Consider the following 26,733-nt stretch of genomic DNA (forward strand, 5'->3'; position numbering starts at 1 on the left):
ACCGCAACCAGCGGTGAACCCCATGGCGTCGAACAAGGCGACGGTGCTGCACGACGTGATCGTCAGGGACGACGAACAGCTTGCGATAATCGGGTTTATCGCCGGCAGAACAGGTTTGCGTGAAGCGTTCTGCGACGTGTCTTTGGCCACCGGATACATCTACGCCATGGAAGTGCTGGCGGTTGCCGGCTTGCGACGCTTTTCCGGGCCACAGCTGGAGAAGCGTTATCTCGCCGATCCGGCGATCCTGTTGTGTGTGGACGCGGAACAGGTTCGGGGTCGACCTCGCGGAGAAGTTCAGCCAGCGCGACGCCGAGGACGCACCACACCGCCACCAATGCAATCAGCCATACCCAGGCCTCGTCGGCGCTCATGATCGGCTCCATCTCCTGAGGCTTCGCTCAAGTCCGTCACGCTGGAAACACGCCTGTTGACAGGTAACGATCGCCCCGGTCACAAATGACGAACACAATCGTTGCGTTCTCAACCTCCCGGGCGATGCGCATCGCGACGGCACACGCGCCACCCGCTGAAATCCCGCAAAAAATCCCCTCTAGCGTGGCAAGGCGACGAGCCGTCGCTTCGGCTGTCGCCTGATTCACCGACTCGGTCCGGTCGATCCGCGTGGGTTCAAAGAATGCCGGCAGATACCCGTCGGACCATTTGCGTATGCCCGGAATGCGTGAACCTTCTTCAGGCTGGGCTCCAATGATCTGCACGGCGGAACGCTGCTCTTTCAGAAACCGGCTCACGCCCATGATGGTGCCGGTGGTTCCCATCGCCGAAACGAAATGCGTGACGCGTCCCTGCGTTTCACGCCAGATCTCGGGACCGGTCCCTTCGTAGTGGGCAAGCGGGTTATCGGGATTGGAGAACTGATCGAGGACGATTCCCCGGCCTTCCTGTTCCATCTGCCCGGCGATGTCCCGCGCACACTCCATGCCGCCCTTGGCCGGCGTCAGGATTATTTCGGCGCCATACGCAGCCATGCTACGACACCGTTCCACGGAAACATCCTCCGGCATGAGCAGCACCATCCGGTAGCCGCGCAGAGCGGCCACCATCGCGAGCGCAATGCCGGTGTTGCCACTGGTCGCTTCGATCAGTACGTCGCCGGGCCGTATGCGTCCGCGCTGCTCAGCTCCCTTGATCATCGACAGCGCGGCGCGATCCTTGACTGAACCCGCAGGGTTGTTGCCCTCCAGCTTGCCGAGGATGACGTTGTTGCGCGCCCGGATCGTTTCATCAGGAAGACGAACGAGTTCGACGAGCGACGTGTTGCCAATGACGCTTTCAATGGTTCTGTAAGTCATGTTCGAAGTATTGGCACGATGTGAAAACGACGGCTGTCGAGTCGTCTGGTGGCGCGCTTTTCACGCCGCCCTTACGCGCGTGCGGAGAACACCTCTGCCGGCTCTTGTATATCCACGTCTTCCGGCTCCATGGCGACCAGCACGGCGCAGGAAACCCTGTCGAGCAGCAATCCGTCGTTCTTGCCACTCCACCATCGCCTGACCCGACCGCTCCGGCGATGCCCGACGACAATCAGGTCGGCTTTCAACTCATTGGCAAAAAACGGAATCCGGTCCAGCGGATCGCCAATCGCGAAATGGGCCGTTGCGATGACTCCACGCGCTGCGAGCTTCTCGATTCCATCGCGAAGGATTTCTCTCGCAGACTGCTCGAGAGCGTCGAGCGGCACGGTCGATGCAATCTCAGCCCCCTGTGTCCATGACGAGCTGTTCAGAACGGCCAGCAGGTGCGTTTCCGCCTTGACCTGTTCTGCCAGTGCGGCGCCATGGCGCAACGCCCGCCGTCCTTCGCGGGTTGCGTCATAGCACAACAGGATGCGTCCGAACGCAGACATATCGTTATTCGCTCCGATTCGAGACGCGCCACTATCCAGTAGCCGGGCCGCGACTGAATGGTCACCGCTCGCGCGTGCCGCTACCGAGCCACAGGAAGCACACAGCGTCAAAATCATTATATATCACTTTGTGATATATATGCGCGCTGTCCAGAGAATCTGAGGAGTTCAGGCGTCTATTTGCCAGGGCCGGTTTCTTCGATGCAACCCAGTACGAGGGTACTGTCCGGTCCCGCTTCAGGTCCCAGCGCGGCGCTGTGGAATTCGGTGTCGGTGCATCGCCATTCGGCTCGAAAGTCCTTGTGGCAGCTCATGGAACGGACGCCCGTGATTGCCTCGCGCAGCACGTACCGGCAAGTCTGCAGGCCGTCGCATTGGCGGGCGAGGTCATGAGTCGCGTTGCCGCGTGGTGCTCCGCAGTTCGTACCATAGGTACCCGAGACGATCTTGATCGCCCGTGCCTGCGCGCCCGGGCTTGCGAGCACGCAGAGGGCGCCCAGTATTACCCAGGCACAGCGGGGGATGGCGGGAAGGGCGGTCGATTTATATCGCCGGTATGCAGGTGTCGTGGTCATCCTCGTCAGCTACCCGTGGTAGTGGATTGGCGGCCGCCCGCTGCGCACGCGACCGGCGACCCGTTCGATCGTGGATACAGTGTTGGATGTCGCGTGTGCGCGCCGGGTTCCCGGCTACGGTCCGTGAGGCGCGTGTCTTTGAAACGATTGCTGAAGAGCCATGAGACGCGCGACATGGCTTCGCGACGTGCGGCGATATTCTTCGTGGGAAACGGTGCTGAATCAGCACGAGCGACAGCCGTGCCCCCGAAGGGGCACGGGGAACGGCAAGCTGCTTATCGAACCGGCGGGAAGTGCCGCTTGCCGGTGTGGACGCGCAGGCGCTGGAAGCGTTCTTTCTTGTGCTCTTCGTCGAAGTGCACAAGAGACGGCTTGACCAGATCGCTGCGCGAAACGATACCGACGAGTTGTAACGTCCCGGCATCCGCGACCACGGGCAAGCGTTCGAGACCATGCACTGCAAGCCGCGTCGCGACGAGCCGGCAGGTTTCGCCGGGCAACGCAAACGCGGGGGCATGGTGCCGCAACGCGTCGGCGAGACGCAGGTCGAGCGTCGCGTCGGTCTGAGCGTCGCGAATCTTTTCCAGTGCCGCGCGATCAGCCACACCGGCCAGCACGCCCTCGCGCACGACCGGATAGGCGCGATGCTTCTGCGTCGTGCCGAAGTACGTTGCGAGCGCTTCACGCACGGACATATCACCATCGATTGTCTCGACCGCACGTGACATCACCTCGTCGACATGTTGACGCTCGAGCGGATCGACGCCGTACTCCCGATAGATGTGATATCCGCGACGCGCGATTTTCTCGGTCATGATGGAGCGCTTCATGACGACCGTGGCAAACCCGTGCGCGATCAGCGTCGCGGCGAGCAATGGCAAAAGGGCGTTGCTATCGTGCGTGAGACCGAATGCGAACGCAATCGCCGTCAGCGGTGCGCCAAGGGTGGCGCCGAGCGTGGCTGCCATGCACACGAGCGGCCACAGCGCCGGTTCGCCTCCCGGCAGCACGTGGGCAAGTACGACGCCGAGTCCGGCGCCCAGCATGAGCAGGGGAGCCAGGACGCCGCCCGAGGTGCCCGAGCCCAGCGCCACGACCCAGATGACCGCCTTCACGATCAGGATCGCCAGCGCGATCTGGATGGCAATGTGCTGGTGCAGCAGGTCGCCGATCACGTCATAGCCGACGCCCAGCGCGCGAGGTTCGAGAAAGCCGCCGATACCAATGACGATACCGCCGAGCGCGGGCCACCACATCCAGTGAACGGGCAGCTTGCCGAACAGGTCTTCGGTCTTGTACAGCGCCGTGGAAAGACCGGTCGCCAGCGCGCCCGACACCAGACCCGCGATGATGCAGGACAGCAGTGACAGCGCGCCGGGAGACGCGGTCTCAAGCGGAAACAGCGCTCCCGTGCCGAAGAATGCCGCACGCGCGAAACCTGCGACTGCGCACGCAAGGGCGACTGGCAAAAAACTGCGCGGGCGCCATTCGAACAGCAGCAGTTCGACCGCCAGCAATACCGCGGCCAGCGGCGTGCCGAAGACTGCCGTCATGCCAGCTGCGGCGCCGGCGACCAGCAGCGTCTTGCGTTCAGCGGACGTGACCTTCACGCACTGCGCGATCAGCGAGCCCAGCGCGCCACCGGTCATGATGATCGGGCCTTCCGCGCCGAACGGCCCGCCGCTGCCGATCACGATGCCGGACGACAGGGGCTTCAGGATCGCGACTTTCGGCGACATGCGGCTCTTGCCGAACAGGATCGCCTCGATGGCTTCGGGAATGCCGTGGCCGCGGATTTTGTCGGAGCCGTAGCGCGCCATCAAGCCGACGATCAGGCCGCCCACCGCCGGAATCACGATGACCCATGCACCGAGCGTGTTGAGGGCCGGAGAGCGGTCCGCAAACGAAAATTCCTGGAAGAAAAACAGGTTGGTGAACAGGTGAATCAGGCCCAGCAGCAAGAACGCCGCGAACGTGCTGAGCGCGCCGATGCCCGCTGCCAGCGTGGAAATACCGGGAAGCCGCGCATTGATGGAAAAATCGCGCTTATGGGTGTCAAGACTCATGGTGATTCAAAAATTGATCTGGGGGACGTTAAAGGCACCGTCTAGCGACTTCAGTTCGACACGGTGCATCTCGGCTAGACGGGCAAGCACCTGCTCGCCCGCTTTCAGCAAATGAACCTCGACTTGCCGACGGTCTGTCTCACTGGTCTTCCGGCGGACGAGATCGAGCGCCTCACAGCGGGACACAAGCGCGACCACGCCGTGATGCTGCGTCTGGAACCGTTCCGCAAGCTCGCCGACGGTCGCCCAGTCGCGCTCCGGATAGCCCTTGATGTGCAGGAGCAGCAGATACTGCAACGGCGTGATGTTCTCGTTCTGTGTGGCCTGCTCAGAAAACCGCTCGAAGCGCCGCATCTGGTAGCGAAACTCGGACAGTTGCTCGAAGTCTGCCTTGGTCAAGCTGCGAGCGAGGGTTTTCATCGGAGCTCCGTCGGGAAACAGGTGAAACCTGAATTATATCACGTTATGATATTTACGCCTGTATTCAACCTGCGGCGGAGGCGGTGGTCAGGTCAATTTCGTCGTGATATAAAACGTGGCCTGGGCTGTCGCGGCACAGCAGAACCGGACTGATCACGAAGTCAGAACGGTTCCGCGGCTGTTGCAAGGAGCTTGGACAGAGGCTCTTTTTAGCCAAAATAGATCACGCTGTGATATAAAATGAAAGCAGGCCTTCTCATGACTGAACCTTGAGCAGGAGCAGTCCGGGTGAAACTACAAGGATGATTTGCCCGGATCGCGCGTGCCCATGGGGAAGCCGTGCTCCGCTCCAATGCGCAAAGCCGGTCATCGTGAAGGCCCTGACTGTCGTCACTACGGACCGCTATCTGTCGGCCCGGAGCGTGACGCATCACAGCGTGAAAGATGTGTGGCTTCACTTCCACGACGGCATCGCCGTGGGTAGAGCCCGAGGACTTTCCGTCTGCATCATTGAGACGTGCCTCGCCCGCTTTGCCCAACGGCTTTCTGGTGCGATCGTGAATAAGATCAAATCGAGGAGGCATCATGCTGATCACGTTCCAATCGCCCGTCACGCCGGATGTCGTGATGCTCAGGGAGCTCGCCCAGTATCTGCTGGGTCTCGTTGGCAAACGGCTCGATTCGCGTGGCGTCATTCTGTATGACGAACTGCCTCGTGCAATCAGGCGTCTTGAATCGGCTATCTCGGATGACAATAAAGCGGAGCTTGCCCTCGAATCGCTGCAGTTCTGTCATGAGCGCGGTCAGGAATCCGGCAGTGGATTTTCGCAGCCTGCGTGGCCGTTTCTCGACATGATGCGTGAAGCCCGCGAACACAATGCCAACATCGTCTGGACGCTGTAGACGTCGCGTTGCAGCATGAGTGGATGCCGTGGCGAACCCGGCACGTCGCGGAATATCAGATCGCTACGCTCCCTCGCCGTTGTCGGCAACATGCCGGGGCATCGTCCACATCAATGTCCGTTACGGGTCCGGTTCCACCAGTGATGGTGGGACGCACCTGGCAGATTCCGCTCACGCACACTGGTTCTGCGATCCTGCGCGATGACCGCCAGCACCACCATCACGAGTATGGCTGCCGCAACAACCACCTGCACCAGAAGATCCATCATCGTAGCCTCCGTTCAGTTCTGCTTCGATCGCGCATGGCTTCATCCGGTGACCTCGAACAGGACACCACACGACACGCGGTCAAGCAGCAGCGCGTGGTTTTCTCCCGTCCACCAGCGCGCAAAAAAACCATGCGGGTGATGTCCAATGACGATCAGGTCGACCTTCAATGAATTGGCCAGGCGGGAAATCTGGTCGACCGCGTTTCCTGTCGAATAGTGGCCCGTTGCGACGACGCCCCATGCATGCAGACGGTCGATGCCCTCGTCCAGCGTCTCGCGCGCCGCCTGCTCATCGACTTCGAATTTCATCGCGGACAGAACGTCGAATCCGCTCGACCAGTATGAGCAATCGAGAATCGACAGCAGATGGGTTTCAGCCTTGAGCTGCTGCGCGAGTGCTGCACCGCAGCGCAGCGCACGCTGCCCTTCCGGCGTGCCGTCGTAGCAGAGCAGGATCCGGTTGAACGGGGCCATCGTCAGTCCTTTGCCAGGTTTCGCGGCGCCTTCTGGATTGCGCGCTCGAATGGTTTTTGCCGTCGACCGGTTCAGGTAAACATCGGCACCGCTTCGATCAGGACGAAGCCGAGCAGTGCGCCGAGCGTCGCGCCGATGAGTCTGGGATGCCACCGGTCGAGATGCAGCACACTAAACAGGCTGCAGGTGAGAATGATGCCCAGCAGTGCGAATGCAACCAGCAGATAGCCGATTTCAAAGTCGTTGTTAATGATCACGATGCCTCCCTCGTGTCGTAACGAACTGGGTGCCTCACGCGCGCGAAACGGCGAGGGCTTGTATTTGATTATATATCGTAATGTGATATATGTGGGCAGGTGGATCAGGAGTAGTCAACGCGAAAGACGTGGATGGGTGACACAAGGACGGGGCGCGGAAACGGCGGGCGGGAGGCGAGGCGCGCCTCACCCGTTGGGCTTTTACGAGGGCTTCGCCAGGGTCATCCCCCAATCAGCCCCGACAACACCCCCTGAAGAACGATTGCCTGGTTATGCTCCTCGTCCTTCGCGCCATAAACGAGCGTGATTGTCCGGCCGTTCGCTTCAGCCAGGAGGTGCCGCATGCGTTCCTGCATTTCTTCACTCGCAAGTTCGCTTCGGTAGCGTTGCTGAAAGACGTCCCATCGCGTTGGATCGTGCCCAAACCATGTGCGCAGTTCCGTGCTTGGCGCGAGGTCGCGCTCCCACTGATCGAGTTCAAGCGTCGTCTTGCTAAGCCCCCGAGGCCAGAGGCGGTCGACGAGTACACGATAGCCGTCTTCGGGCGTGGCATTTTCATAGGCCCGTTTGACGAAGATTTTCGACTTTTTCCGATTCGCGTGCGGCATGCCTTGCTCCGTTCAGGAAAGCGTTTCGATGCGTGTTACCCGTCCCGCCTCAGGGGTATGCGTCACGAGCTGCCCGACCCGTTCACGCAGCATCGGAAGCACCTCGCTTTCGAACCAGGGGTGTCGTTGAAACCACGCCTGGTTGCGCGGCGACGGGTGTGGCAACGGGATGAAGGCGGGTGCGTATTCTCGCCAGGCCCTGACTGTCTCGGTGAGCGACGGCTTGCGGTTGTTGCCCAGAAAATGACGTTGAGAATACTGCCCGATCAGCAAGGTTAGCTGGATCTCAGGCAGCTCTTCAAGCAGGCTGTCGAGCCACAATTGCGCACATTCGCGGCGCGGTGGTTTATCGCCGCCATTGCCTCGCCCTGGATAGCAGAATCCCATCGGAATAATGGCGAACTGGGACTCGTCGAGGAATGTGGCGACGTCGACGCCGAGCCATTTACGCAGGCGATTGCCGCTTGCATCGTCCCATGGAATCCCCGATTCATGCACGCGGGCGCCCGGCGCCTGACCGACGATGAGGATACGTGCGTCTGCTCCGGCGCGGACGATAGGACGAGGGCCGAGCGGCAGGTAGGGCGCACATACCCGACAGGCCCGCACCTCGGTCAGAAGGGTTTCGAGGGAAGAAGAGGAACGCTTATGTCTGGCCACTTTCCGGTCACTTTATGTTCAGGTCGTCGTGATGTTTGCTCCGCCGACCAGCAATTCCCGACACCGCTAGCCTTCGGTTATCCGCACATCGTACCCAGCTTCTTCGAATGCGATCAGGAATTCTTCCGCCAGCAGCCATGAGTCCACTGTCACGTCACGCGTGCTTTCGTTGACGTTCACCTTCGCATCCGGATCGACGGTGCCGATCGCCTGGGCAATGACCTGCGAAGCGTCACCGCTCATCATATTCTTTACCTGGAATTTCATCTGCCACTCCTTTATATCAGGGATGTAGCGCGCCCTGACCGCTTACTCGACTACGGGTGGAATCTCAAAGGTATGAAACGGCGCGGGGCTTGGGACCGTCCATTCGAGCCCTTCGGCGCCGTCCCACGGCTTGTCGGCCGCTTTCACGTGGCCGGCTCCGTGATACGCGGGCAGTGCGACGCAAAACAGGAAATACACCTGCATCAGTCCGAAGGCAAACGCGCCGATCGTTGACACCTGATTGAAGTCCGTGAACTGTGCCGGATAGTCTGCATAGCGACGCGGCATGCCGGCCAGGCCCAGAAAGTGCATGGGGAAGAATGCGACGTTGAACGCGATCATCGTGCCCCAGAAGTGAATCTTGCCTCGCCGTTCGTTATACATGTGGCCGGTCCACTTTGGCGACCAGTAATACCAGCCCGCGAACATCGCGAACAGCGATCCCGCGACGAGCACGTAGTGGAAATGGGCGACCACGTAATAGGTACCATGGAGCGCGATGTCGAGCGGGGCGAGCGCAAGAATCAGTCCACTGAAGCCACCCATCGTGAACACGAAAATGAAACCGATCGCGAACAGCATCGGCGTCTCGAATGTCATGGAGCCTCGCCACATCGTGGCGGTCCAGTTGAAGACCTTCACGCCGGTGGGGACTGAAATCAGCATCGACGCGTACATGAAGAACAGCTGACCCATGACCGGCATGCCGGTTGCGAACATGTGGTGTGCCCAGACCATGAACGACAGAATTGCGATCGATGAGGTTGCATAGACCATCGAGCTGTAGCCGAACAGCGGCTTGCGCGAAAACGTCGGAATGACCTGCGAGATGATCCCGAAGGCCGGCAGAATCATGATGTACACCTCGGGATGGCCAAAGAACCAGAAGATGTGCTGATACATCACCGGGTCGCCGCCGCCGCCCGGATTAAAGAACGACGTGCCGAAGTGGCGATCGAACAGCAACATCGTGATCGCGCCCGCCAGCACCGGCATCACCGCAATCAGCAGATAGGCGGTGATGAGCCAGGTCCACACGAACATGGGCAGCTTCATCATCGTCATGCCGGGTGCGCGCATGTTGAGGATCGTGACGATAATGTTGATCGCGCCCATGATCGACGACGCGCCCATCAGATGCACCGCGAAAATGGTCATGTCCATGCCAGGCCCCATCTGTATCGACAAGGGGGCATACATCGTCCAGCCGGCGGCCTGCGCGCCACCGGGTGCGAAGAATGAACCGATCAGCAACAGGGCGGCGGGCGGCAGCAACCAGAAACTGAAATTGTTCATCCGCGCGAAGGCCATGTCGGGTGCGCCGATTTCGAGCGGGATCATCCAGTTCGCAAATCCGACAAAGGCCGGCATGATCGCACCGAAGATCATCACGAGCCCGTGTAACGACGAGAGCTGATTGAAGAACTCCGGCCGCATGATCTGCAATCCGGGCTTGAACAGTTCCGCCCGCAGCATGAGCGCCATCACGCCACCCGACAGGAACATGGTGAACGCGAACAGCATGTACAGCGTGCCGATGTCCTTGTGATTGGTGGCAAACAGCCAGCGACGCCAGCCGTGAGGCCGTGCGTGGGTAGGGTCAGCGGGAATCGAGATCGTCGTACTCATCGTGCCTGCCTCCAGTCAGTGAGAGCGGCGACTACCAGGGCTGTATCGCCGTGAAGCATCTCCGTCGGTCCCGCCACCATGTGGCTGATCGACGTGTTCACCGCTAAACAGGCAGCGCTTTTTCCGGCGAGCGCGGATCGACAGAATCGCCTTCCGGGGCGTGCAGCATCCGGCTCCTCACATCGTGATCCCGTCCACGCTGCGGGTCCGCGATTCGGCGGATGTGGGCCATCGCCTTGAGGACGGCACGCCCGTTTCGGGTCAGGTGAGGATTCTGGCGTTCGGAGGAGACCTTCTCAAACGCAATGAACTGGTGTTCGAACAGTGCGTCGAGATCGGCGCGATTCAACTCGGTCTGGTCCCGTGCGTCGCCGACGAGCAGGAGCGTTGCAAATTCGTGCGGACTAAGCATCTTCATCTCCTCGTAATACGGAGGTTCGCGTATCTGATCACTGCGCGACCAGATTTGAAGACTGTTACGGCGTCTCCATCCAGATCGTGGTGAACCTGGACAGGTGGATGTCTTCGTTAAATATACATTAAAAATGCATCATTGTAAGTGCGTTGTTGACGACATTTCGTCGCGCTACGTCAAAGCACAGGTCATGGCGAAGAGGAGTCCGATTTAATCGCGCGATTTTTTCTGCCACCGTTTTCGATACAAAACCGTTTTCTTTAAGTCATACCAAACCGCGGACCGTGATTGCGACATGCCAGATGTCGACAGACATCGGTAATAGCCCTTAAAAACAGGGGAAAGTCGACCTGGCTATTGCTATATTCCGGCAAACGGGCTTTAATGAAATCGTAAGCTTCTCGGGTTTCTTTGAGAGTCCTCTTACTTTCGAGGTCAATAGCCGTGTCTTTTGCTTTGTTGCGTTCCTTCTTACCCGTTGTTCTCTCCGGCCTGGCCGAAGAGAGGCGGATTGCGTGCGGGAACCCGGAAATCGAAAAACGCACCCGGAGCCGTGCCTGTCCGGCGGACAAGTCTGCACTTCTTTCCGCCCGGCGCTCCGCCTGACTACCCAACGGTAGTTCACGGAAGCCGGGCCAAACCTCCCAGACGTCCCACGACCGATATGCGACGGTAGCAGCGCATCCCTTGAGGAACGCGCTATGTGCTTACGCATGCGCGTGAGCACCCCATCGTGGGTCAATGTTGACTGAGCCCAGTTGCGCTGCCTTGAGGCGCGGCACGTCGTCGCCTTGGCGATTTGCGCGGCAGGCTAACGTACGGTTGGTAATTACGTCATGAAAACGCAAACTCAATATCTCCCGATGGTCTTCGAGGTCGACAGGGCTCGCTTTCTTGAACGCCTGATTGCCGAGACGGACGCAGCGTATTGCCCGGCACCTCGTTTTACGGGCCCGATAGTCCGCGTGCAATACAGGGGTTATCACCTGACAGCAAGCACGGGGAGGGCGGAAGGTGATCTGTATGCAGCCAATCTTCTCGTCGAACGACCCGGCGACCAGGCCCAGGCATTCCACGCGCTCGACTATTTCTACGACCCATGCGAAGCGGTGAGCTATGCGCAGGAGTGGGGACAACTTTGGGTGGACAGCAATGAATGACACACGTTATGCACAACGCCGGGAATCGTGCGAAGCCGAATCCATGCAGGTCGGCAGAACCGGCAACAGGAGGTTCGCGGAAATGCAGATACCGCGCCATTTTCGAACCGCGCCGGTTTTGCGCTTTGTCGCTCGGGATGTTGATGACCCGAGCGCGGCGCTCCTTTACTGGCTGGACGTCGCCGAACCGTCGTGGGAAGCGAGTTTTTATCGAACGACGCAACGCTTCGGTACGCTGATGCAGGTCGTGCTGCCCGATGAGCAGCCCGGCGTGTTCGTGAACCGGTTTGCAATCCACACCGTTGTTCCAGCCGGCTGTATCAAGCGGCTCATTTTTCTGGACGATTCATGGCTGGAAATAAGGTACGGCGGCAATTGCGACGATCTCTGCAACCTGCATGCGGCATCGACGCATACATGCCCATAGTGAGCGCCCATCCGGAACGTCGTGGCGCCGAAAGGCGCGGGGAGAAACGGGAGGGTACCGATACGGTACCCTCCCAACACCGGGTTGCAGGATCAACGGGCGACGTCGTCAAGCGCAGTCGCGCGCTGCCGCCGGTGTGACCGACGCAGGGAGAAACCCGCTGGCCGCACGCAATTCCGGTGAGTTGCTGCCGGAGGTATTGCGACGCTTATTTGTCCGGTTGCGGCGTAAACCGCAGGTAAGGCCGCTCGGCACGATATCCTTTAGGGAATTTCTTTTTGATGACTTCCTCGTCCTGAAACGTGAGCGGGATGATCACGTCATCGCCATTTTTCCAGTTGCCCGGCGTCGCGACATTGCAGGCATCGCTTAGCTGCAGCGCGTCGATAGCACGCAGGATCTCGTCGAAGTTGCGGCCGATGCTCAAAGGGTAGGTGAGCGTCAGGCGCAGCTTCTTCTGCGGATCGATGATGAAGACGGCGCGCACCGTCGCCGTTCCCGACTGATTCGGGTGAATCATGTCGTAGAGCGTGGCGACTTTTTTGTCCTTGTCGGCGATGATGGGAAAGCCGACGACCGTCTTCTGCGTCGCTTCGATATCCTTCGTCCATGCCTTGTGCGACTCGACGTCGTCCACCGAAATGGCGATCGCCTTGACGTTGCGTTTCTCGAACTCGGGCTGCAGCTTTCCGGTCAGCCCCAACTCGGTGGTGCAGACCGGCGTGAAATCCGCGGGATGCGAAAAGAGAATGACCCAGGCGTTGCCGGCCCACTCATGAAACCGGATACGGCCCAACGATGTGTCCTGCTCGAAGTCGGGCACGGTATCGCCCAGACGGATAGTGCTCATGGCATTGACCTCTCATGTGGAGCGCCCTGAAGAGGCGCTGAAGTTGCGGTACGGCAGGCTTTTTGTATCAGCGGGCATGTCCCTCATAGATATAGCGGCGGGACCAGGGCAGCGTGTCGGCTTGACGGCCCGCCTTGCGTCCGACGATCTGGTAAATGGCGACATCGTCGTTCTCGAACGCGTAGGCGCAACCCGCCAGATAGATGCGCCAGATGCGGTATTTCTCTTCGTCGACTATTTTGCGCAGCGCCGCGGCATGGGCTTCGTAGTTGTCGCTCCAGAGCCGCAGGGTCCTTGCATAGTGGCGGCGCAGGTTTTCGATGTCGAAGGCTTCGAGACCGCCTTCCTGCATTGCGTTTAGCGCAAGGCTCAGGTGAGGAAGCTCGCCGTCGGGAAACACGTACCTGTCGATGAATTCGCCGCCGCCGTACGCTGCTTCGCCGCTGCCCGGATCGGTCGACGTGATGCCGTGGTTCATGATGACGCCGTCGTCGGCGAGGAGTTTTTGCACACGCCTGAAGTATTCCGGCAGGTTGTCGCGACCGACGTGCTCGAACATGCCGACGCTCGTGATCCGGTCGAACTGGCCCTTGACGTCCCGATAATCCTGCAGCCGGATCTCGATGCGGTCCGCAAGACCGGCCGCCTTGACAGACTCGACCGCCCAGTCATATTGATTCTTTGACAGCGTGATGCCGACGCAGCGCGCACCGAACTTCTGTGCGGCGCGAATGACGAGCGCGCCCCAGCCGCAGCCGATGTCGAGCAGCGTCTGACCGGGCTGAAGCTGGATCTTGGTGAGGATGTGGTCGATTTTCCTGAGCTGCGCCGTGGCCAGGTCCTCGTCGCCGTTTTCGAAATAGGCGCACGAATAGACCATGCGGGGATCCAGCCACAATTGGTAGAAGTCGTTCGAAACGTCGTAGTGGTACTGGATGGACTTTCTGTCGGAAGCCCTCGAATGGTTGAAGTAGCGCGCGACGCGTTGCAGCTTGCCCGGCGCATCCCCGGAAATTCTGGCCAGCGCGTAGCCCACGTCGATGATGTCGCTCAACTTGCCTTCGACATCGATCTGGTTCCTGACATAGGCTTCGCCCAGGTTGTCGAGACTGGGATCCAGCAGCAGCGGCACCGCCGCGACCGATTTCACGTGGAGCGTGACCGCCGGCTGCTCGAACGTTCCGAAGTCATATGACTGGCCGTCCCATAGCGCCAGCCGTGCGGGCATGTTGGCCCGTGTACGGACATCGGTGGTCCATTGCGCCAGCTTCTTTTCCCAAAGCATCTACTTCTCCGTTTTTCTGGTGTTAGACAAGGGGTAGACCGATTTTTCAAGGAAGGCGTGTCGTCATGCGTCGACGGAGGGCGCGCGGTCGTCAGTCGAGGAAAGCTGAATTTCGACGCGCCGGATGTTTTTTTCGTGAGAGACGAGCATCGCGACCAGGTCGTTGCGGATCCGTCCGTCGTGAAGGGTGGGCAGCAGCGCCTGTAACTTGCGGACGACCCATCCCTGGCCGCGGTTCAGAAAAGCCATCCGTTGCGACAGATCGGCGATGGCCATCGCCTTTTCATGGAAGGCGCCGGTGCGGCGCGTTGGCGTCGCGCCCAGCGACAGGATCGCTTTCGTCAGTACGCCGCACCAGCGTGCTTCGTCCTGGCGGATGCCGGCTACCAGTTGTTTGAGCTCCGGCGCGATGATTTCAGCCGCTGTCTGCGACGTCACACGCGCACCCGCACGCTCGGCCTCCAGCAATTCGTTCAGCGCGGCCAGCAACGCGTCCCGGTTCTCGTCGGCGAGCGATGTGTCATGCACTCCGCCGGCCGGATTCATCGGTGCGGCGCCAGAGTCGAGAAGCGCAGCCGCGTCGGCGACGATGCGATGCAGACGCTCCGCTGCCCCGACGATCGTGTCGATCCTTCCCGCGCCGGTGCCGGCATAGAGCGCCATGGCTTCGAAATCGCCGGTCATCGAACGCAACGGCGAGTCGGTGCTGAAGAGGTAAATGGGCCGACCCTCCTCATCTCCGATCACGGTGCTTTCCGTGCCGAACGGGTCGCCTCGCTGCCCGCGGGTGACGCTGTTCGCGAGCACCCGCACCCGCGCGCCGCGTGGCCAGTTGATGTGGAACGCGTCGGTCAGAAGCGTCGCGTCTTCAGCGGCATCGACGATGCGCTGCTTGTGATACACATGGGCAAAGGACTCATGCGTGGGAATCAGTGCCGTGCCGAGCACGACACCTTGCGCGCCGAAGGACAGCGCCGTCGCGACATCGGCGCCATCGACGAGACCGCCCGCGGCGAGCACCGGAATACGCGCCGCTGCAACGATTTCCGGCAGCAGCATCGCGAGCGGCTGGTCACCCCAGACGTGGCCGCCGGCCTCCCGCCCCTGGGCGATCAGGACCTGGGCGCCAGCATCTTCGGCGATACGCGCGTCTTTCGCCGATCCGACCTGGTAGACGACAACGATGCCGGCATCCCGCAACCGTTTGACGACTGCAGGATTCACATCCCAGAACAGCCCGACGACCGGCACGCCGAGTTCGATACAGGTGCCAATCTGTGCATCCAGCAGTTCGGGGTCTGTTGCGGCAGGGATCAGATTGACGCCGAATTTCCGGTCGGTCCGCGCGCGCACCCGCCGGACTTCCTCGCGGATCAGCGCCACCGGCTCGCGCACCATGCCCAGAAAGCCGAAACCACCGGCACCCGTCACCGCGCCGACGAGTTTCGAGCGCGCGACGCCGCCCATGCCCGCGAGCGCGACCGGCCACGTGCAGCCGAGTAGTTTGCAGACAGGGCGGTGCAGGGTACTCACGACGTCGTTGGCCTCTGCGGTGAGATCGATCTGGATCGACATGGCACGTTCTCCTTGTTGCACATCGCGAACGCTTCGCGCTAGCTGTTGAAATCGCGTCCGGCCATGACTGCCTTCACGTAGCCCGCGCGAATGACAAAGTCCCCGAAATGCTCGTGCTCGCCGCGCTCGCGTGCGAAGTGGCCGAGCGTGGCGTCGAGCGCGTCGAGAATCGCCGCTTCACCCGCGTTCTCGAGATACATCCGGTTGAGTCGATTGCCGTGGAAGCCCCCGCCGAGATACAGGTTGTACTTGCCCGGCGCACGCCCCGTCAGGCCGATCTCGGCGACGTAGGGTCGCGAACAGCCATTCGGGCAACCGCTGATGCGTAGCGTGATGGGCACGTCTGAAAGGCCGTGGCGCCCGAGAATCGTCTCGATCCGGGTCACAAACGACGGCAGATAGCGTTCGCTTTCCGCCATCGCAAGACCACAGGTCGGCAATGCGACGCACGCCATCGACCCGAGCCGCAGTGCGCTGCCTTCAGCGGACGCGAGGAGCCGGTATTCGTCGAGCAGCCGTTCGATCTCCGGCCGCTTTGCATCGGAGATCTGCGCGATCGTCAGGTTCTGATTCGGCGTCAGCCGGAACGTGCCGTCGTGGATACGCGCGATGGCGCGCAGGCCATCCATCAACGCCCGGTCCGGCCGGTTGGCAAGACGTCCGTTTTCGATCAGGAGGGTCACGTGGTGGTGTCCGTCTTCGCCGGTTTGCCAGCCCAGCGTATCGCGGTTCGAATCGAACACGTAAGGGCGCGACGCATCCAGCTTGAAACCGAGCCGGCGTTCGATGTCGGCCTTGATCCAGTCGAGGCCGCGGTCGTCGATCGTGTATTTGAACCGCGCATGCGCGCGGTCCTTGCGGTCTCCAAGATCGCGTTGCAGCTCCATCACCGCATCGCAGGTCGCGGGAACGTTGTCCGGCGTGACGAAGCCGATTACGTCGGCCAGACGCGGGTAAGTCGACGGCGCCTGGTCGGTGCGGCCCATGCCGCCGCCGATGGCGACATTGAAACCCTCGAGGCCGTCCTTGCCGGCGATCGCGATGAAACCCAGGTCTTGCGTATAGACGTCGATGTCGTTGACCGGCGGAATCGCAAAGCCGATCTTGAACTTGCGCGGCATGTACGTGGCGCCATAGAACGGTTCCTCCGGCCCGGAAGAGGCCAGCCGCTCTTCGCCGTACCAGATCTCGTGATAGGCGCGCATGCGCGGGATGGCGCGATCGCTCGCCCGCTGGGCGAGCTCGTGGACTTCGGCGTGCAGCGCCGACAGATGCGGGTTGACCGAGCACATCACGCCACGCGAGTCGTCACCGCAGGCGGCGATAGTATCGAGCAGCACTTCGTGCAGACCCGCCAGCGTCGGGCGCAGATCGTCCTTGAGCACCCAATGGAACTGAAACGTCTGCCGCGTCGTCAGGCGCAGCATCTCGCTGCCATGGCTGCGCGCGAGCTCATCGAGCTTCAGCCACTGCGCTGGCGTGCAGACGCCACCCGGCAGCCGCACCCGGATCATGAACTGATAAGCGGGTTCGAGCTTCTGACGTCTGCGTTCGTCGCGCACGTCGCGATCGTCCTGCTGATAGATGCCGTGGAATTTCAGCAGTTTGGTGTCGACGTCCGACACGGAGCCCGTGATCGGGTCGATCAGGCTGTGCTGGATCGTGCCGCGCAGCTGGTCGCTCGCGGCCTTCATCCGTTCGTCGGGGCCAAGATTTTCAACGGGCTGGGACAGGTCGCGGCTGCGGTCTGCCGGCGCAAGTGTCTGCGACATGGGAGCCTTTTCAATAAACATCGCGCTGGTAGCGGCGATCTTGCTGAAGTCGATGGAGATAGTCTTCCGCCGCGGCCGGGCCGAGCCCGCCTTCGGTCGAGACGACGGCAGCCAGCGCCTGATGGACGTCGGGTGCGAGCCGGTTCGCGTCGCCACAGACATACAGGTGCGCGCCTTCTTCGAGCCACGCGAAAATGTCGCGGGCCTGTTCCTTTAACCGATGCTGCACGTAGACTTTCGCGCGATCCTCGACGTGCCGGTCACGCGAAAAGGCGACGTCCATGCGCGTGAGCACGCCGTCCTTGAGCAGCGTCTGCCACTCGGTCTGGTAGAGAAAATCGGTGCGGAAGTTGCGTTCGCCGAAGACAAGCCAGGACCGGCCGCTGGCGCCGCGCGCCTCGCGCTCCTGCATGAAGGCGCGATATGGCGCGACGCCGGTTCCCGCGCCGATCATGATGAGCGGCACGTCGTCGGCGGGCAGCCGGAAATTCGGATTCTTCTGCACGTAGACAGGCAACCGCGCATCCAGCTCGCCGCGCTCCGCCAGATGGCCGGACGCGACCCCGAAGCGGCGCTCGCCATGCAGCGTGTAGTACACCGTGGAGACGGTCAGATGAACTTCATCGGGTGCGACCGCGAGGCTCGACGCAATCGAATAGAGCCGTGGCGTCAGCGGCCGCAACCCCGCGACGAGATGCTGTGCTTCGATTCCCTTGACCGGGAATTGCCGGATCACGTCGATGACATGGTGGCCGCGCGCAAAGGCCGTGCGTTCCTCGGCGCGATCGGCGGACGTCAGACGCCTGAGCGCCTCCGCGCCGGAAAGACGGGCCCAGTGATCCAGAAAGCGCGGCGTGAGCGTCGTGATTTCAAGGCGACCCGCGAGCGCGTCGGCCAGTGCGACAGGCTCGCCCTTCACGTCGACCACGGCTTGCGCTGCAAGACCGAGTTCGGTCAGGATCGACTCGACGAGAGCAGGGGCGTTGGCCGGCATGACACCCAATGCGTCGCCAGGCTCGAAGGCGAGACCCGAGCCTTCTACCGAAAGCTCGATGTGTCGCGTTTCCTTCGATGATCCGCGCCCGGTCAGCGCGATGTTTTCGATGATCCTTGCAGGAAACGGATTGTGTTTGTCGACGGTCGGCGTGTTCGTCGAAGTGGGCAGCGTCGCCGAAGATATTCCGTTTGCGGGCGTGCTACTGGCAGGCGTGGTGCTTCCGAGCGTGCCCGCGATATCGTCGATCCACGCGTTCGCGGCTTCGTCGTAGTCGATGTCGCAATCGACCCGGGGTTTCAGACGCTGCGCGCCCAGTTCCTCCAGACGGCGGTCGAGGCGCTTGCCGGCTTCGCAATAATGTTCATAGGTCGAGTCGCCGAGTGCCAGCACGGCAAAGCGTACGTCAGGCAGTCTGGGCGCCTTGCGGCCTTCCACGAATTCGAAGAATCCCGCGGCCGGCTGCGGCGGATCGCCTTCGCCATACGTGCTGACGATGATCAGGATGTCGCGCTCGTCCTTGAGTTGCCGCGTCTTGTACGTGGCCATGTCGTGGAGCGAGAGGGTCAGGCCGCGTTTCGCCGCGTGTCCGGCGAGCGTCGTCGCGAGCGCGGTGCTGTTGCCGGTTTCGCTGCCGTAAAGCACGGTCAGCGAACGCTGGGCCGGATGGCCTGCGTCACCCGGAGCGGGCGACGCATCGAGCGCCGTGCCCAACGGCGACGTACCGCGCGTCGTCGCCTGCTCGATGCCGGCGAGAAAGCCGCTGACCCACACAAGCTGCTTTGAGTCGAGCGACGAGGCAAGACCGCTGATGTGTTCCCATTGCGCCTCGGTCAGCCCCGGGCCTCGAAACTCCGAAACAGTCATGTCCTCTACCGGCTCCAGATGTGCGCTCCGCCCGGTCGAGGCGGCAGGTATTCACTTGCTTGCACGTCCGGTCGGTACAGCATTGATTTGATCGTCCCTATTTTCCGCCTCGCGTTGTCAACACGCCAATGCATTATTATTGGAAATAACCGCAATAAAATTGATATGAAATCATGGACATCACCCTGGCGCGCACCTTTCTGGAAGTCTCGGTAAGCGGAAGCTTCATCTCGGCAGCGGAACGCCTGCATCTGACGCAGACGGCCGTGAGCGCGCGGATCAAAACGCTGGAAGAACAACTGGGGCGACGGCTTTTCGTGCGCAACAAGGCGGGGGCGCGTCTGACCGCGGCCGGGGAGCGTTTCGTGCGGCATGCCACGACGCTCGTCCAGGTGTGGGAGCAGGCCCGCCAGCACGTGGCGCTTCCTCCCGGACGCGAAGAGGGGGTGAGCCTCGGGGGCGAATTGAGCCTGTGGCATCCGCTACTCGCCGACTGGCTGATCTGGATGCATCGCGAGTGCCCGGAGATCGCCGTGCGGGCGGAAGTCGACAGTCCTGTCCGGCTGCTCGATCGCGTGCAGGAGGGCTCGCTCGATCTTGCTGTTCTCTACAATCCGCCGCAACGTCCCGACCTGGTTTCCGAACTGCTCGTCGAAGAGAAGCTGATCATGGTCACGAGCGCGCCAGATGGGGCGATGAATCCGGATCGATACGTGTATGTCGACTGGGGGCCGAGCTTCGCCGCCAACCACCAGGCGGCCTTTCCCGAGCTCGCGAATCCGCCTGTTTCCATTTCGCTCGGGCCGCTCGCGTTGACCTACCTGCTGACCGTCGGCGGCTCGGGCTATTTCCGTATCGGGACGGCTCAACCGTTTCTGGCGGACGGACGCCTGCACCGCGTGGCGAATGCGCCGGAGTTTTCGTGGTCGGCTTTTACGGTCTACGCGACGCGACAGGAAGAGCATGCGATCGACCGCGTGCGTCACGGCCTGCGCGTGGTGGCCATGGCCCGTGACAAGCCGGGGATCGGGCAAGGCATCGGCTCCCGGCCGGCTTCGGCGGCGTAGTGACTGGATGTGAAACGAAAGGAGAACGTCATGGCGTCTGCGACCATTACGTCGAAGTCGCTGCGCGCGGAGCAGGCGAGGCGCATGCCCCACGGAAGCAAAGTTTCGTTACCGCTCAGACGACGCCTTCACCGGCCATCTTTCCTGCTCCGCGACGCGGCAGCAGCGGCAACGGTTCGACCTTGCCGACCACGAACAGATAGGACAGCGCGCCGATGATGCAAAGCGATCCCGCGGTCAGCAGCGGAATCACAAACGAACCTTTGGTGACGGACAGCATGACGCCCGTAAAGGTCGTAATGAAGATGCCGGCCAGATTGCCCGCAAAATTCTGAATGCCGCCAAGCGACGCAACATGGGCCGGCGTCGGCGCCACTTCACCGACCAGCGTCCACACATTGGCGCCGGCGAACGACAGGCTCGCATAGGCCAGTGCGAAGAGCGCGAGACAGGCCCATGTGCTTTCCACGAACGCGGACAGCGCGATCGATGAAGACAGCAGCATGCCCACGACGAGACACGTCTTGCGGGCCGCGGTCGCGCTCCATCCGCGTTTGAAAAGACTATCCGACACGATGCCGCCGAGCCAGCCGCCGGGGATCGCCAGCAGTGCCGGCAGCATGCCGAGCGTGCCGAGCGACGTCAGCGAAAATCCGCGTGACTGCAGCAGATAGCTCGGAAACCACGTGATAAAAAAGTAGATGGCGAAGTTCAGGCAGAAGAGGCCAATCATCATGCCCCACACCGTGCGGTAGCGAAACAGGTCGAGCCACGACACCGTGCCGGCTGCCCTGGCGTCGACGACCGCGGGTGCGCCGCGCTGTGCCAGCAACGCGTCGACCGCTTTGGGCGCGATCGCGCGATAGCGCTCCGGATCGCGATAGATGAACCACCACGCGAGCGCCCACACGATCCCGAGGCCACCGGTCACCATGAACGATCCGCGCCAGCCCACGAGCGCGATCAGCCACGCGACGAGCGGCAGCGAGAGCGCCGATCCGACGCGCGAACCGCTGTCGAAGATGCTACTCGCGAGTCCCCGTTCGCTGCGTGGAAACCAGTTGAAGGCCACCTTCGCAAACGACGGAATCGCCGCCGCTTCACCGACCCCGAGCATCAGCCGCATGCCGACCAGCTGCGCGAGACCGCGCGCCATGCCGGTGGCGACCGTGAACACCGACCACCAGCCCACCGCGAGCGCCAGACTCACGCGCACGCCGACCTTGTCGATAAACCAGCCGGCCGGCAGTTGCAGAAACGCGTAGGTCCAGAAGAACGCGCTCAGCACGAGTCCCATGCCCACCGCATCCAGACCGAGGTCCGCGCGGATGCTCGGCGCCGCGATCGCCAGGTTGGCCCGGTCGATGAAGTTGATGACGTTGGCAAGGAAGCACATGAAGATCATGGCCCAGCGGATTCGTGGCATGGAAGTCTCCGTTTGTAATGGCGGTGTCATGGGACGCGGACCGAACTGTCCGTCAGCGTCCTGGTGAAGGATGTGATGGCGAGGACTCAGGACAGCTTGTCCATCGCTTCCCACAATCCGTTGATGTACACGGCGCCGAGCGCCCGGTCATACAGGCCGTAGCCGGGCTTGCCGGTTTCGCCCCAGATCATGCGGCCGTGGTCCGGACGGAAATAACCGGTGAATCCGGTGTCGTGATAGGCCTTGACGATGGCGGCGATGTCGAGCGAACCGCAGCTCGACAGGTGGGCGGATTCCTCGAAATCACCCTCGGGCGTGATCTTCACATTGCGGATGTGCGCGAAGTGGATGCGTCCCATGCCGCCGAATTCGCGTACGAGGGCTTCCACGTTGTTCTGCGGTCCGGCGCCGAGCGAACCCGAGCACAGCGTCAGTCCGTTCGCCGGCGAATCCACGATCCTGACGATGCGTGCGAGGTCGTCGCGGTTCTTCACGATCCGCGGCAAGCCAAAAATCGGGCGCGGGGGATCGTCCGGATGAATGGCCATTTTCACGCCGCATTCCTCGGCGACCGGAATGATGGCCTTCAGGAAATATTCCAGATGTTGCCAGAGCCTGTTTTCGTCGACTTCGCGATATTCGGCGAGCAGCGCTTTCAATTGATCGGGCTGGTAGCTCGAATCCCAACCCGGCAGGGCAATGCCTTCGTCCGGGTCGATCTCCTCGATTTCCTTCGTGCTGAACGCGAGACAGGTCGAACCGTCTTCCAGCGTTTTCGACAGCTCGGTGCGGGTCCAGTCGAACACCGGCATGAAGTTGTAGCAGATCACCTTGATGCCCGCGGCTGCCAGGTTGCGGATGGTCTGCTGATAGTTGCCGATGAGCCGGTCGCGCCCGGGCTTGCCGAGCTTGATGCTTTCATGCACGGGCACGGACTCGACCACCTCGAAGCGCAAGCCGGCCTGTTCGATCGTCGACTTGAGCGCCGCGATCTTGTGGGCGGGCCATACTTCGCCCACCGGTTCGTCGTAAATGGCGGACACGATATCCGTCATGCCGGGAATCTGGCGAATGTATTGCAGCGTGACGGGATCGGATTCGCCGTACCACCGGAAAGACATCTTCACGACTTCACTCCTTGAAACTGATTGGGCAGACAGGACGCGGCCATGCCCCGTCCACGACGGGCGGATTATAGATTGGTTGACCAATTTTGGGTGATAGTGGTTTACCAGTCTATCGGCATGGCTCAGCGGCAGCACGAAGAAAAAGTGGAACGCGGATGGGCCGTCAGCCGGCACGGAAACCGATGGATCGAAGAATTGGTGTACCATTTTCGACGCGGGGGGCGAGTGAGCCGCCGCATCGTCCATTCACGAGTGCCTCATGACAGACCTCTCCACTCAACCCTTTGCCCAACGACAGGACGCCGATGCGACCGACCGGTCCTATATCGGGCTCGCCAAACAGATTCATGCGTTGATCGCGGCGGGCGATTTCGAGGCGGGATCGAGATTGCCGTCGGAGCGCGCGCTCGCCGACAAGTTCGCCGTGAGCCGCACGCAGGTGCGCGAGGCGATCATCGCGCTTGAAGTGCAGGGCGTGGTGGAAGTGCGGGTGGGTTCCGGCATCTATGTGTCGGCCGGGATCGGCGCGCGACCGGTGACCTTCGAGTTGCCGCGCGGCCCCGGGCCGATCGAAACCTTACGTGCGCGAGCATTGATCGAATCGGAAGTGGCGGCGCTCGCGGCAACGGAGCGCAAGGATCGCGACCTGGATCGCATCTTCGCCGCGCTTACCACGATGCGTGAGCAGATGCACGACAAAGAGGCCAATCACGCGGCCGACCGGCAGTTTCATATGTACATCGCCGAAGCGACGGGAAACACCGTGCTGTTGCATATGGTCGCGGCGATGTGGGACTGCGCGCGTAGCGATCCGTTGTGGGAAAAGATCGAGGAGCACTTTCATACGCCCGGCTTGCGCGCGGCGTCACAGGAAGACCATCAGCGTATTTTTGCCGCGATCGCGGACCGTGATCCGGATGCGGCGAAGCGCGCGATGCAGGCGCACCTGTCCCGCGTGGTGGGAGAATTCACGCAGGCGTGGAAATAGCTCGCGACGCTTCGATGAAACGCGTGGCCGCCAGCGTGGACGATCCACAGTACGAGATCCAGCGTGACAAGACCGGCCATGTCGCGATGCACAAAGGTGGCGCGCTGAAAAAGATGCATCCCTGAGCAACGTTGGGTGCTACCGTACAGACGAGCCGTTACCGAATGGGAAACGTCGTGATCAGGCAGACTCTGAAATGAAATACAGGGACTACTACGAGATTCTCGGTCTGCAACGCACCGCGACGCAAGATGAGGTCCGGCGCGCGTACCGGAAACTCGCGCGCAAATATCATCCGGACGTCAGCCAGCAGACCGACGGGGAAGAGCGTTTCAAGGAACTGGGCGAGGCGTATCAGGTTCTCAAGGATACGGAGAAGCGCGCGGCCTACGACCGTTTGGGCCAGCAGTGGCAGAACGGGCAGGATTTTCAGCCGCCGCCTGACTGGGACGAAGGCTTCGAATCCAGCGGTGCGGGTAACGGGCGCGGCGCGGATGCCAACTTTAGTGATTTCTTTGAGGCGATGTTCCGCGAGGCGCGTGCAGGCGGGCATTCGCGTCAAGCCGGAAGGCGTGGCACGGGATCGGAACGCGACGCCAGCGTTGCTGACGATATGGAAGACGCCTGGCGCGGCGCGCATCGTTCGATGCCCGGACAGGATCTTCACGCGAGAGTCGAGATCGATCTGGAGGATGCGTATCACGGCAAGGAACGTTCCATTTCGCTGCAAATGCCGGCTGTCGATGCATACGGCCATGTCATCCTGCAGCCGCTGACGCTGAATGTCACCATTCCAAAGGGCGTGCGGGCCGGGCAGCACCTGCGTCTCGCCGGTCAGGGCGCCGCTGGGGTGGGGCAGGGATCGCCCGGTGACCTGTATCTGGAAATCGCCTTCCGTGAGCATCCGCATTTTCGCGTCGACGGGCGCGATGTTTCGCTCGACGTACCGGTGGCGCCCTGGGAGGCCGCACTCGGTGCGCACGTCACCGTGCCCACGCCCGATGGCTCCGTCGAGCTGACCGTGCCAGCGGGGTCGGCGGGCGGTCGCCGGTTGCGACTCAAGGGCAAGGGGATTCCGGGGAAGACGCCCGGCGACCTGTACGTGATCCTGTCCATCGTGCTGCCACCGGCCGACAGCGACAGCGCGCGCGCAGCCTACGACGCGATGCGGCAGGCGTTCCATTTCGATCCGCGCGCGCATTTCACGGGTACACGACCATGAAAGAATCGGTGACGGTCTTTGTACAAGGTCAGATTGTCGAGGAAGACGTCGAGTTCACGCTCGTTGAATTGTGCCGGGCGAGCGGCGCTTCGGAAGAGCAACTGACGTTATGGATCGAGGAGGGCGCAGTCGAGCCGCAAGGCGCCACGCCTGGCGAATGGCGCTTCAGCGGTGCCGCTCTGCGCCGCGTGCGAACCGCTCGACGGCTCGCACAGGATCTCGGGATCAACGCACCCGGCATTGCGCTTGTTCTTGATCTGCTCGATGAAATCGATGCGTTGCGAGCGCGAGCGCGGGTAAGGCGCCCGTCCGGGCGTTGAGCGTGTTTTTGCCGTTGCTCACACCGACCAGGTGCCGGCACGTTTACCGCAATGCTGATGTATTGCCCGGGCTCGAAATTCATGACCGGTCCGCCATCGACAGGTTCGAGCACGATGGACATGATGACGCTGCGCTCAGACCGCTTCTCACGAACGATGAAGTTGCGCCACCCGGTCCAGCTACCCGGTCGAGGAAAGGCCCGCGCAGTTCAACAGGACGGGCTTGGGCTCAAATCATGTGATGGGATTTCGCATACTCACAGAGGATCTCATTTATTCGAGTCTGCCAACCGTCACCCGTAGAGCGGAATGCTTCAAGCACGTCACGATCATAACGAATGTTTGTCGCGACTTTCGTCACGGCCGCCGGTGGCCGACCCATACACGCCCGCCGCGGCTGCATTTCGGCGATCTGTTCGCGCGTGAGTTCAGGGCTATCCGGGTCATTTGCAATGCCGCGATTGATTGCGGCGTTTTCCTCGTCGCCCGGACGGATAAATTTACGCCTTGTGCTGTTCATAGTGGTCATGCTCCCGCTGGTTAGCCTTACGCAGGCTGATAATCCGCGTTACGTTGCCGCGTTCAGCTACACAAGGTAACGTATTCAAAGAGGATTTGAAGCGAAGACTAGGCCGTCACACGAGTACGGCGCGTCGGTCATCGACCCCCGCGATGATGATGCCAAAGATGTCGTACGCCTGGCCTCGCGGACCTTTCGACAACGCGTCAGCGGTTGACTTATAGCAACAAAGTTGAGGGGCTTGAATTTGCAGGGAATGAGGCAGAGGGCGGTGAGACGCAGAAGGCAACGCGTCAAGTGATCAAGGGAGCGACGTTGTAGTGCCGGGGTCAGGCTTGGTGCTATCTATAATTTAACATAATATAAATTATCGATCGTCTGGGTTGTAGAGGCTACCTGGTAATGTCCGCTTTTAGCTAGATAGAAATGTCCGCTTTTGATGCCGTCGTATGCTAGCCAGCCGCTGTTTTCGCGGGACTGGAGGCTTCGATGGTTGCAATGGAACGGATCACGATGACGATGCGCGAGCTGGACAGATTCAAGGTCATTCAGGACGTGGTGGACGGCAAACTCAAGCCGTGGCGTGCTGCCGAGAGACTCGGACTGACGACGCGGCAGATTCGCCGGCTCGTGGGCAAGCTGCGAGACCATGGTCCAACGGGTCTGGTATCCGGGCGTCGATCGCAACCTGGCAATCGCCGCCTGGATGCCGGTGTGGCCGAT

The 26,733-nt window shown here is 61.4% G+C and carries 30 protein-coding genes and 1 pseudogene; 10 read left to right on the forward strand and 21 right to left on the reverse strand.

All coding sequences use genetic code 11. The features are described 5' to 3' along the window. Positions 1 to 22: 22 nt before the first annotated feature. Positions 23 to 376, forward strand: a complete 354-nt coding sequence (locus BLV45_RS27310; protein ID WP_143130472.1) for a hypothetical protein — start codon at positions 23 to 25, stop codon at positions 374 to 376. Between the two features lie 34 nt (positions 377 to 410). Here BLV45_RS27310 and cysM read toward each other — a convergent pair whose 3' ends face one another. From cysM to BLV45_RS24850, 4 genes are all read right to left on the reverse strand, one after another. Continuing rightward, positions 411 to 1,313: a cysteine synthase CysM gene (gene cysM, locus BLV45_RS24830; protein ID WP_090537613.1), complete on the reverse strand. Its 903-nt coding sequence runs from the start codon at positions 1,311 to 1,313 to the stop codon at positions 411 to 413. 71 nt (positions 1,314 to 1,384) lie between these two features. Next, positions 1,385 to 1,867 carry a universal stress protein gene (locus BLV45_RS24835; protein ID WP_090537614.1) on the reverse strand — a complete coding sequence of 161 codons (483 nt, stop codon included), beginning with the start codon at positions 1,865 to 1,867 and terminating at the stop codon, positions 1,385 to 1,387. A gap of 850 nt (positions 1,868 to 2,717) precedes the next feature. Next, positions 2,718 to 4,508 (reverse strand): chloride channel protein, encoded by a 1,791-nt coding sequence (locus BLV45_RS24845; protein WP_090537615.1) that lies wholly within the window; start codon positions 4,506 to 4,508, stop codon positions 2,718 to 2,720. 6 nt (positions 4,509 to 4,514) lie between these two features. Further along, on the reverse strand, positions 4,515 to 4,928 hold the full coding sequence (locus BLV45_RS24850; RefSeq protein ID WP_090537617.1) for a MarR family winged helix-turn-helix transcriptional regulator: 414 nt from the start codon (positions 4,926 to 4,928) through the stop codon (positions 4,515 to 4,517). Positions 4,929 to 5,513: 585 nt separating this feature from the next. On the opposite strand from BLV45_RS24850, the gene BLV45_RS24855 reads away from it, so the two are divergent. Next, the gene (locus BLV45_RS24855; RefSeq protein ID WP_090537619.1) at positions 5,514 to 5,831 is read left to right on the forward strand and encodes a DUF1840 domain-containing protein; all 318 of its coding nucleotides are present in this window, start codon (positions 5,514 to 5,516) and stop codon (positions 5,829 to 5,831) included. Between the two features lie 110 nt (positions 5,832 to 5,941). On the opposite strand, the gene BLV45_RS27670 is transcribed toward BLV45_RS24855, so the two are convergent. From BLV45_RS27670 to BLV45_RS28175, 8 genes are all read right to left on the reverse strand, one after another. Beyond that, positions 5,942 to 6,100, reverse strand: coding sequence for a hypothetical protein (locus tag BLV45_RS27670; RefSeq protein ID WP_176954244.1), 159 nt, complete (start codon positions 6,098 to 6,100; stop codon positions 5,942 to 5,944). Positions 6,101 to 6,139: 39 nt separating this feature from the next. Beyond that, complete coding sequence (locus tag BLV45_RS24860) at positions 6,140 to 6,574, reverse strand: universal stress protein (protein ID WP_090537623.1); 435 nt, start codon at positions 6,572 to 6,574, stop codon at positions 6,140 to 6,142. 71 nt (positions 6,575 to 6,645) lie between these two features. Beyond that, the gene (locus BLV45_RS24865) at positions 6,646 to 6,831 is read right to left on the reverse strand and encodes a hypothetical protein (RefSeq protein WP_090537624.1); all 186 of its coding nucleotides are present in this window, start codon (positions 6,829 to 6,831) and stop codon (positions 6,646 to 6,648) included. A gap of 221 nt (positions 6,832 to 7,052) precedes the next feature. Continuing rightward, the gene (locus BLV45_RS24870; protein ID WP_090537625.1) at positions 7,053 to 7,439 is read right to left on the reverse strand and encodes a DUF488 domain-containing protein; all 387 of its coding nucleotides are present in this window, start codon (positions 7,437 to 7,439) and stop codon (positions 7,053 to 7,055) included. Between the two features lie 12 nt (positions 7,440 to 7,451). Further along, positions 7,452 to 8,099 (reverse strand): uracil-DNA glycosylase family protein, encoded by a 648-nt coding sequence (locus tag BLV45_RS24875; RefSeq protein WP_090537627.1) that lies wholly within the window; start codon positions 8,097 to 8,099, stop codon positions 7,452 to 7,454. 66 nt (positions 8,100 to 8,165) lie between these two features. After that, entirely contained in the window at positions 8,166 to 8,366 is a 201-nt protein-coding gene (locus tag BLV45_RS24880; RefSeq protein ID WP_090537629.1) for a hypothetical protein, read from the reverse strand. Between the two features lie 42 nt (positions 8,367 to 8,408). Beyond that, complete coding sequence (gene ctaD / locus BLV45_RS24885; protein WP_090537630.1) at positions 8,409 to 9,995, reverse strand: cytochrome c oxidase subunit I; 1,587 nt, start codon at positions 9,993 to 9,995, stop codon at positions 8,409 to 8,411. 103 nt (positions 9,996 to 10,098) lie between these two features. Beyond that, positions 10,099 to 10,407 (reverse strand): hypothetical protein, encoded by a 309-nt coding sequence (locus BLV45_RS28175; protein ID WP_322788622.1) that lies wholly within the window; start codon positions 10,405 to 10,407, stop codon positions 10,099 to 10,101. A gap of 839 nt (positions 10,408 to 11,246) precedes the next feature. On the opposite strand from BLV45_RS28175, the gene BLV45_RS24895 reads away from it, so the two are divergent. Both BLV45_RS24895 and BLV45_RS24900 read left to right on the forward strand, forming a co-directional pair. Continuing rightward, complete coding sequence (locus BLV45_RS24895; RefSeq protein ID WP_143130473.1) at positions 11,247 to 11,570, forward strand: hypothetical protein; 324 nt, start codon at positions 11,247 to 11,249, stop codon at positions 11,568 to 11,570. Further along, the gene (locus BLV45_RS24900) at positions 11,563 to 11,997 is read left to right on the forward strand and encodes a hypothetical protein (protein ID WP_245753527.1); all 435 of its coding nucleotides are present in this window, start codon (positions 11,563 to 11,565) and stop codon (positions 11,995 to 11,997) included. The genes BLV45_RS24895 and BLV45_RS24900 overlap by 8 nt, the downstream gene beginning before the upstream one ends. A gap of 208 nt (positions 11,998 to 12,205) precedes the next feature. On the opposite strand, the gene BLV45_RS24905 is transcribed toward BLV45_RS24900, so the two are convergent. The 5 genes from BLV45_RS24905 to BLV45_RS24925 form a co-directional block, all read right to left on the reverse strand. Next, on the reverse strand, positions 12,206 to 12,847 hold the full coding sequence (locus BLV45_RS24905) for a peroxiredoxin (protein WP_090537634.1): 642 nt from the start codon (positions 12,845 to 12,847) through the stop codon (positions 12,206 to 12,208). Positions 12,848 to 12,914: 67 nt separating this feature from the next. Beyond that, positions 12,915 to 14,132 carry an SAM-dependent methyltransferase gene (locus tag BLV45_RS24910; RefSeq protein ID WP_090537636.1) on the reverse strand — a complete coding sequence of 406 codons (1,218 nt, stop codon included), beginning with the start codon at positions 14,130 to 14,132 and terminating at the stop codon, positions 12,915 to 12,917. Positions 14,133 to 14,195: 63 nt separating this feature from the next. Continuing rightward, complete coding sequence (locus BLV45_RS24915) at positions 14,196 to 15,707, reverse strand: nitronate monooxygenase (RefSeq protein ID WP_090537638.1); 1,512 nt, start codon at positions 15,705 to 15,707, stop codon at positions 14,196 to 14,198. A 38-nt stretch (positions 15,708 to 15,745) separates the two neighbouring features. Further along, positions 15,746 to 17,479 (reverse strand): NADPH-dependent assimilatory sulfite reductase hemoprotein subunit, encoded by a 1,734-nt coding sequence (locus tag BLV45_RS24920; RefSeq protein ID WP_090537640.1) that lies wholly within the window; start codon positions 17,477 to 17,479, stop codon positions 15,746 to 15,748. 10 nt (positions 17,480 to 17,489) lie between these two features. Next, positions 17,490 to 19,340 (reverse strand): assimilatory sulfite reductase (NADPH) flavoprotein subunit, encoded by a 1,851-nt coding sequence (locus tag BLV45_RS24925; protein WP_090537643.1) that lies wholly within the window; start codon positions 19,338 to 19,340, stop codon positions 17,490 to 17,492. 173 nt (positions 19,341 to 19,513) lie between these two features. Here BLV45_RS24925 and BLV45_RS24930 point away from each other — a divergent pair, with 173 nt between their 5' ends. Beyond that, the gene (locus BLV45_RS24930; RefSeq protein WP_090537645.1) at positions 19,514 to 20,407 is read left to right on the forward strand and encodes a LysR family transcriptional regulator; all 894 of its coding nucleotides are present in this window, start codon (positions 19,514 to 19,516) and stop codon (positions 20,405 to 20,407) included. A gap of 115 nt (positions 20,408 to 20,522) precedes the next feature. Here the strand turns inward: BLV45_RS24930 and BLV45_RS24935 are convergent, their stop codons facing one another. Beyond that, on the reverse strand, positions 20,523 to 21,833 hold the full coding sequence (locus tag BLV45_RS24935; protein ID WP_090537647.1) for an MFS transporter: 1,311 nt from the start codon (positions 21,831 to 21,833) through the stop codon (positions 20,523 to 20,525). An 86-nt stretch (positions 21,834 to 21,919) separates the two neighbouring features. After that, positions 21,920 to 22,960 carry a mannonate dehydratase gene (uxuA, locus tag BLV45_RS24940; protein ID WP_176954245.1) on the reverse strand — a complete coding sequence of 347 codons (1,041 nt, stop codon included), beginning with the start codon at positions 22,958 to 22,960 and terminating at the stop codon, positions 21,920 to 21,922. A gap of 259 nt (positions 22,961 to 23,219) precedes the next feature. Between uxuA and BLV45_RS24945 the strand changes: the two genes are divergently transcribed. The 4 genes from BLV45_RS24945 (at position 23,220) to BLV45_RS24960 (ending at position 25,490) form a co-directional block, all read left to right on the forward strand. Next, positions 23,220 to 23,948 (forward strand): FadR/GntR family transcriptional regulator, encoded by a 729-nt coding sequence (locus BLV45_RS24945; RefSeq protein WP_090537649.1) that lies wholly within the window; start codon positions 23,220 to 23,222, stop codon positions 23,946 to 23,948. A 14-nt stretch (positions 23,949 to 23,962) separates the two neighbouring features. Continuing rightward, complete coding sequence (locus BLV45_RS24950) at positions 23,963 to 24,073, forward strand: hypervirulence associated TUDOR domain-containing protein (protein ID WP_090537651.1); 111 nt, start codon at positions 23,963 to 23,965, stop codon at positions 24,071 to 24,073. 71 nt (positions 24,074 to 24,144) lie between these two features. Next, positions 24,145 to 25,170 carry a DnaJ C-terminal domain-containing protein gene (locus BLV45_RS24955; RefSeq protein ID WP_090537653.1) on the forward strand — a complete coding sequence of 342 codons (1,026 nt, stop codon included), beginning with the start codon at positions 24,145 to 24,147 and terminating at the stop codon, positions 25,168 to 25,170. Between the two features lie 8 nt (positions 25,171 to 25,178). Beyond that, positions 25,179 to 25,490, forward strand: coding sequence for a chaperone modulator CbpM (locus BLV45_RS24960; RefSeq protein ID WP_322788623.1), 312 nt, complete (start codon positions 25,179 to 25,181; stop codon positions 25,488 to 25,490). A gap of 25 nt (positions 25,491 to 25,515) precedes the next feature. Here the strand turns inward: BLV45_RS24960 and BLV45_RS28020 are convergent. Together BLV45_RS28020 and BLV45_RS24965 are read right to left on the reverse strand one after the other, a co-directional pair. Beyond that, positions 25,516 to 25,675, reverse strand: a pseudogene (locus BLV45_RS28020) (nitric oxide dioxygenase); the annotation flags it as partial. A 44-nt stretch (positions 25,676 to 25,719) separates the two neighbouring features. Further along, positions 25,720 to 26,019, reverse strand: coding sequence for a BrnA antitoxin family protein (locus tag BLV45_RS24965; protein WP_245753530.1), 300 nt, complete (start codon positions 26,017 to 26,019; stop codon positions 25,720 to 25,722). Positions 26,020 to 26,499: 480 nt separating this feature from the next. On the opposite strand from BLV45_RS24965, the gene BLV45_RS24970 reads away from it, so the two are divergent. Continuing rightward, the coding region (locus BLV45_RS24970; protein ID WP_143130425.1) for a helix-turn-helix domain-containing protein at positions 26,500 to 26,733 on the forward strand (234 nt) is incomplete at its 3' end.

Origin of the sequence: Paraburkholderia sartisoli, from assembly GCF_900107685.1 — a bacterium.
Lineage (GTDB): Bacteria > Pseudomonadota > Gammaproteobacteria > Burkholderiales > Burkholderiaceae > Paraburkholderia > Paraburkholderia sartisoli.